The organism is Leptolyngbya sp. FACHB-36, from assembly GCF_014695955.1.
GTDB lineage: Bacteria > Cyanobacteriota > Cyanobacteriia > Leptolyngbyales > Leptolyngbyaceae > FACHB-36.
Window position 1 is genome coordinate 1 of record NZ_JACJPG010000226.1, and the last position, 3,941, is coordinate 3,941.

The window sequence follows — 3,941 nt, forward strand, 5'->3', positions numbered from 1 at the left end:
CATTCTACTGAGAAAGTTTGAGGAACATTACAAAGAGCAGGACGCTGGACAGGATAAGCACTTACAGCGGTTTAAATCCAGGTTGCTTTGGAAACTCAATCACATTATTGCCTCGTTTTGAGGGGTTTGAAGCTGGTTGTTCGAACTCGCTTAGCACTTGCCTGACTTGATCTGCCACGATCGGGTCGGGGTCAGTTTTCAGCATCGGCAATAACTGGCGCAGAGCACGGGGCGATGCCATTCTGAGATACTCCAGCACGGCTTCCCGCACAAAGCCCTTAGGATGCCGCAGGCAGGCGAGCGTTTGTTCGGCAGTGAGCCGCCAACGCATCTGCCGAGCCAAGTGAAAGCAGCACGCTAGCGACCAGTCTGACAGAAAATGCCGCAGATCCAGCAGATGCCGCAGGCGATCGCTGGGGTCTAACGCCTCGTAGCTCACTAAGTCTCCCAGGCTTTGCAATTTTTCTCGCAGCGATCCCGCATCCAGAATGCTCAACAGCGCTCGCTTGCTGGGAACGTCGATCGTATTGTCAAGAATTTCCAGTCCTTGCGCAATGTTGCTCTTAGAACTTGACTGGAGGCTAAACGCCGCTGCCTTGATTGCCTCAATCGGGTACAGCAGCCGCATCAAGATAAACAGTCGCTCATTGGCGTCAACTTGCATGTCTTGCAGCGATCGTTGCAGCAGTTCCGCTTCTCGACAATCCAAATCTCGCGCAGCCAGATCCAGTGAGGCAGCGTAGGTTTGTCCAATAAACATAATTTCTTGATCGATCAGCCGCTCAACGCCGCTGCGCCCCATCCGCTCTAGCACGCTTTCAATCCCAATTTCTTCTGGCATCTCTAGCAGAATCTTCAGAATATTACGGCGGGTAGTGCCCCAAGCAGTCATGAGTCTAGAGATTAAGGCATCAAGCGCCTCGTCGGTGCCAATTTGCCCGATCGTCTTCCAAGCGTGCAGACGGACCACTTCAGGCTTGTAGACATCATCGGCTAGCTCCAACAGCATTGGCAGCGCTTCGTTTTCCAGACGCACTAAGGCTTTCATCGCATCGTCGCGCGTGGATTTGTAGTGCAGACCTTTCAGTAGCGACGGATAAAACTCTTCTAAATGTGTGGCAGCGATCGCCTCCAGTAGCGCCCGCCGCACCCGCAGCGACTCATCCTGAAGCAAATTGGGAATGTACAGCCGTAGGGCTTGCAGATACACGGCTTCCCCTAGCGCCCGACAGCCCATGATGCGCTCCCACTCGCTTTTGTGGGTTAGCATCCGCCGCAGCGTATTGGTTGCTTCCGCCTTTTGGGTAGGGTTTCCCCGCCGCAGCATCAGCGAGGCTGCCGTTCCCCGTACTTCCGCGTCTACTTCCGGGCGCAAGTACGGTTTTAGCTGCCGAATATCGGGGTCTTCCTCAGTCAGCCAAACATAGCGGAGGGCAACTGCCAGAACGTCTGCTGTTGGAGAGTGATTGATTAACGCTTGCACCTGAGCCAGATAAGCTGGATTTGGATGCAGTAGCATTTTGTCCAGACTCAGCCGTTGCAGCGAGGGCGTCAGTTTTTCTAACAGCGGTGCCAACACTTCTCCCGCATTTTTGGGATCCAATCGGCTGAGTAGCTCAATGCACGAGGCTTTGTGCGCTTCGGTGCCGGACTGATCCAGCGCCTCAACCACGGCCCGCTTCAGCTCCAGCAAATCCACATCGCCTTTAAGCTGCCCCCGCTCAGCGCTGATCACCAGCAAGCCGACGTATTTGGCTCGCAGCAGCGAAATAACCAGCACCCAAATCAGCGCCAGCACCACGATCGCGGGCAGAAGCCAACTCAAGCTCTGGGTGCCAAACGTGGTGTTTCGACTCAGCCAGACCAAGCTCAGCAGCGCTAGCCCAGTTGCTCCGGTAGAGAGCGGGTCAGCGATTCCGCGCACAACTGCCTGAATCCGACCACGCACGGCAGCAGGAATCGGCTGAAACAGCACCGGACCCACGCTAGCAAACAGGGTGTAGTGGAATAGCTCATCGAGAAACTTGAGCAGTACGAGGCTGACGAACAAGGCACTTCCCCAGGACAGCCCCGCGATCGTCATTGACACCACTCCTAAGATCCCAATGACGCCGGGTAGCAGCACGGCAGCCGCAAACACGCCTGCTCGCTCAATGACGCGGCTGGAAGCTAACCACTGCATCGCCAACTCAAACACGCCTAGCACGCCGTTAAACACGCCCAAAAAGGCAGCAATTTCGTCTTTCGATCGCTGCTGCTGCAACTGGCTGAGGAACTGGAAGTCCACCAGCAGAAACACGACCTGCGCCAAAATAAAAAACGCAAACAGCAGCAGTACGTAGCGCTTCAGCGGTCCCTGTACGCGACGATTGATGAAATCGGGCGATCGGTCCTCATTGAGGCGGCGGCGAAAGTCTGGAAAGAATTGGCGATAGGCGCGACTGAGGTAGAACAAAATGCCAGCGCCGATCGTCATCATGATGCACGCTAGCAGCACCACGTTCTTTAGCCCGACTGTACCAATTAGCACTGTAAGAGAAAAGCCGCTGATCACATCCGCTACCAGAATGCCGCTGCTGATCAGCGGATAGGTACGCTTAATCTCTCGAATGTTGAATAGCTGGTTGGCAGTAATCGACGTGTTGAGATCGTTGAGGACGTAGATTGCCTCTAGCCACAGCCGCATCAGAAACACGGTTATGCCCGCCAAGCTGAGTTCCCAAACCTTAATTGGAACAACCGTTTCTGCTTCGACTCCCATCCAGAACAGCAGCAGCGGAGCCGCCATCAGCAGGGCAATGCTGACCGTGACCCGTCGCAAAGGTAGGAGCTTTTGCAGTTGCGAGTACAGAAAGCCCAGACCTGCCCCAATTCCAGCGCTGGCGATGTAGATCCAGGGCAGACCGTCTTCAGCAGTGTAGCGATCGAGAAACAGCGCGATCGTGCTGGCTTCGAGCCACACTAGACCGATCGACGTTGTTGTATAGAACGCGAACATGAGAAACGTCCGTTCGCTCTCTTCGGGACGCAGGTTTACCCACTGGAGAAGTTGTCCACGGTTCGCTAACCACGGGTTCTTGAGTTCCATTCAGTTTGTGTTTTCGATGTCGTAGTCTGTTCCTGATGGTCTTTACATAGCGACATCAAACGAATGATGTTGCCTAAAAGACAGTCCTAAAGTGCCCAGACTGGCTTCCATTGTAGATACAGGCTGCCCTTAATCTCAGGAAATTTGCTGACGTCGATCGTTAAGTTATTAATCACGAGTGGTGAGTGCGTAAGCGTTATGAGTTACGAAGGACACGCAACTTCTGAGATTAACTGCGTAAGTGCTGACTTCAGTAAGTGCTAATTCGATGTGGTTGCATTGGACACGACTCAAACGGATTTGGGCACGATCGATTTCACAACGCTGCCTCAGTCTTCGCTACCGCCCCTCAATTGCCCGCGAACTTTTGAGCTGTGTCAACCACATTGAGTGTATTTAATGCTTCTTAAATGCTCCTGAGAGGGAATTAGGATTTTAAGGATTTTATGCGAAATAAAATAACGTTTTATATTCACTCTTTCGCTGCGTTAATAGAGTCCCCACCAAGGTAGATTCAAAGTGTTTGAAAAGCTACTACCTTAGTAGGCTGACGTTTTAAGCCTGCTCAGTCCCTCTACTTAATAGATATTAATAGACACTGAGCAAAAGAATTTAAGCAAATCCTAATCCCCTTATGCTCACATTATTAACCAGACTTTTTCGCCTGCTAGCGAGCTGGTTGAAGCGGATGAAGAAAAGCGCAGCAATTCTAACACTTGTTGCCACTACTGTCTTAGCTGGACATGCCGCCTCAGCCCAATTTGCTGATGAACCCCCTTCTCAGCCGCTCGCCTCACTCAAAACCGTATCGATTCCTGAACCCCCAAACTTAGGGCAATTTGTTAAAGACAAA

At 52.5% G+C, this 3,941-nt stretch carries 1 protein-coding gene and 1 pseudogene; one reads left to right on the top strand and one right to left on the bottom strand.

Translation table 11 applies throughout. The features are described from left to right. Positions 1–61: 61 nt before the first annotated feature. Positions 62–3,088 (bottom strand): HEAT repeat domain-containing protein, encoded by a 3,027-nt coding sequence (locus tag H6F43_RS05350; RefSeq protein WP_190341414.1) that lies wholly within the window; start codon positions 3,086–3,088, stop codon positions 62–64. 634 nt (positions 3,089–3,722) lie between these two features. Here H6F43_RS05350 and H6F43_RS21975 point away from each other — a divergent pair. After that, positions 3,723–3,941: pseudogene (locus H6F43_RS21975) on the top strand (cytochrome C peroxidase); the annotation flags it as partial.